General features: G+C 74.4%; 2 protein-coding genes. One reads left to right on the top strand and one right to left on the bottom strand.

The window, feature by feature from the left end; all coding sequences use genetic code 11:
* Positions 1-361, bottom strand: a 361-nt coding sequence (locus ACFU99_RS39330) for a DeoR family transcriptional regulator (RefSeq protein WP_384402241.1), incomplete at its 3' end; no start/stop codon positions are given.
* Between the two features lie 250 nt (positions 362-611).
* On the opposite strand from ACFU99_RS39330, the gene ACFU99_RS39325 reads away from it, so the two are divergent.
* The coding region (locus tag ACFU99_RS39325; RefSeq protein WP_384402244.1) for a hypothetical protein at positions 612-2,998 on the top strand (2,387 nt) is incomplete at its 3' end.

Below are 2,998 nucleotides of genomic sequence, written 5' to 3'. Positions count from 1 at the left end.
CCTCCAGCAGCTGCTGGGCCAGGGCGAACGCGGTCGTGCCGCCGGCCAGGGCGATGGCGCTGCCGGGCGCCGCCATCCGCGCCGCGGCTCTGGCGATGTCCTCCTTGGCGCTGAGCTCCAGGCCCGCCTTCGCCTCGAACCCCGGCTCGTGCGTGCTCGCCTCGGCGACCGGGACCGCTCCGCCGTGCACCTTCTCCAGCACACCCTGCCGGGCGAGGGCGTCCAGGTCGCGGCGGACCGTCATGTCCGAGACGTTCAGCTTCCGGGTCAGCTCGTTGACCCGCACCCCGCCGCGCCGCCTGACCTCGTCGAGGATCAGGGCGCGCCGCTGCTCCGCGAGAAGGTTCTGGTTGTCGCTCACCCGGCCCGTCCTTTCCGACCTGTCCGATCAGCCGTCGCGTTGTCGCGGGCTCATCTTCCCACGCGGGTATGACAGCGCATCGACCGAGCGTTCCCGGAACGTTCGAGTCACGATTTCGCCTCGCCCGCGAGGTCGCGGGTGTTGTCAGTGCCTCCGGGCACAATCCTCATAGCGAACCACCACACCGGGATCGGGGGACACGGTGGCACCGGCCGGGCAGCACGACAAGGCGCCGGCAGCACGAAGCACGCTGCCAGCAGCACAGAGCCAGACGTCGACAGCACGAAGCACCCAAGCGCGAGGAGACCAGGCGAGCGGCACGACCCGCGACAGAGCGCAGGACCGCCCCGCGCTGGAACTGCTCGTCCACGGAGTGGGCGGCACCACCCCGCAGGAGATGCTGAACGACGCGCGCACCGAGCGCGTCACCGGCGACGCCACCGCGGGCATCTACCGGCGCGCCGGCGACACCGACGCCGAGCAGCGCACCGCGGGCCCGCGCGAGGACGGCGAGGAGCCGGTCCGCGAGGCGTACGTCTGGTGCAACCTCACCTCCGGCGACAGTTCCCGCGCCCTGTGGCTGGTGCTGCTCCCCTTCATGGTGGCCAACCTCGCCCACTGGATGCGGCCGTCCGCGACCGGCCGCGTCCGGACCGTGCGCGCGTACGGCATGATCATGCGGCTAGTCGCGCTCAGCCTCACGGTCCTGCTCATCGCCGCCGCCTGCGAGGTCGCCCTGGACCTCACGGCCTGGCAGTGCGCCGGCACGGCCTCCTGCGCCGCCGGGAAGCCCTGGCTGAACTTCATGTCGCCGGAGCACGGCGGCTGGTGGAGCCAGCCCGGCCGGCGGCTCGCGCTCGCGGCCGTGGTGCCCGCCGCCATAGTGGCCCTCCTCTGGTTCCTCTCGCACCGCACCTGGAGCGCGTACGAGTCCCAGCAGCCGGTCGGCCGCCCCCTGGAGGACGACGACCCGGCGGGCACCGGCCGCCCCGCGCTCTGCCTGCCCGGCTTCTGGTACGGACGGCGGCTCGTGGCCCGGCTGCGCGCCGCCCACACCGCGGCCGGCTTCCTGACCGTCGCCGCCGTGATCTCCTGGGCCGCGTCCCGCTACGACCGCCGGGAGAGCGGTGACCCCTGGCTGGACGGCTTCGGCTGGTGGATCCACGCGCTGCTGGTCGTCGTCGGCGCCCTCACCGTGTACGTGGTGTGCCGCCGCGGCCGCAGCGAGACCAGGACCGACGACGCTCTCGACCGGGCCACCGCCCGGGCGCTGCCCGGCATGTCCTTCGGCGTGCTGCTGCTCGCCGCGGTGCACGCCGCCTGGAACCGCCCCGGCTGGACATCGGGGGGCATACTGCCCGGCAATGAGGTTTTCGGTGCCATCGCCCTGGCCCAGGGCGTCCTCGTCGTCGGCCTCGCCGTCGCCGCCCGCGCGCTCTACCAGGGGCTTCCCGCGGAGCGGTCCCCGCTGCGCGGTCTCGCGGGGCCCGCCGTCGCGATGCTCGCCTGCGCGCTCGGCGGTGTGCTCTCCGGCGGCGTCGCCCAGTGGATCGCCGACTGGCTCGACGGCGGCCGTACGCCCGGCATGGGCGAGGGGGCCATGGAGGGGCCGCCGGTGGTGCTGTCCTGGCAGGCGTCGATCATCCCGGTGCTGCTGTCCGCCCTGCTGCTCCTGGCGCTCTACTTCGTGTGGGCGACCCGCGTCCGCAAGCAGCGGCTCTTTCGCACCGTCCCCGACGGCTACCCGGACGAGCGGCCCGACGAGGCCCGTACGGGCGCCATCGCGGGGACCATCGCGCGCGCGGGGCTCACAGACTCCGCCCCCTGGGTGGTCGGCACCGTCGCCGTGGTCACGCTCGTACTCGGCGGCGTCGCCGTCGCCGGCGCCTGGGGCACCCACGAGGTGCCGGGCAAGGCCGCGGAGGGGACGACGGGCCTCATCGAGGCGGGGGCACAGACCGTGCAGGCCCTCGGCTCGTGGTTCATGGGATTCGTCTTCGTGCTCCTGCTGACCTGGGGGCGCCGCGCCTACCGTGACCCCTCCGCGCGCCGCACGATCGGCATCCTGTGGGACGTCGGCACGTTCTGGCCGCGCGCCGCCCACCCCTTCGCGCCGCCCTGCTACGCGGAGCGGGCCGTCCCCGACCTCACCTGGCGCATGGAGACCTGGACGCGGCGCACGGAGGGGCGGCTCGTGATCTCCGGGCATTCGCAGGGCAGCGTCCTGGCCGCCGCCGCGGTCTGGCAGCTGGACCGGCGCACCCGCAAGCGCGTCGCCCTGCTCACCTACGGCTGCCCCCTGGAGCGGCTCTACGGACGCTGGTTCCCCGCCTACTTCGGCCCCGCGCAGCTGACCGCGCTCCACGGCGACGTGCACTGCTGGCGGAATCTGTGGCGGCTCACGGACCCGATCGGCGGCCCCATCAGACTGCCCGACGACACCGGCCCCGAGGTCGACTGCGGGCCGCTGAAGGACCCCCTCGCGTACGGCCGCACGGCGGACCACCCGCTGCCCGCGCCGATACTCGGCCATTCCGACTACCAGGCCGACCCCGAGTTCGGCCAGGAGCGCGCCGCGCTCCTGGCCCGGCTGGGGCCGCCCCGGATACCGGCGCAGCCCGCCCCTCAGGGCAGCTC

It is taken from the genome of Streptomyces sp. NPDC057654, from assembly GCF_042800135.1.
Lineage (GTDB): Bacteria > Actinomycetota > Actinomycetes > Streptomycetales > Streptomycetaceae > Streptomyces.
The sequence above is the reverse complement of the archived record's forward strand: the minus strand, read 5'-3'. Positions and strand labels throughout refer to the sequence as shown.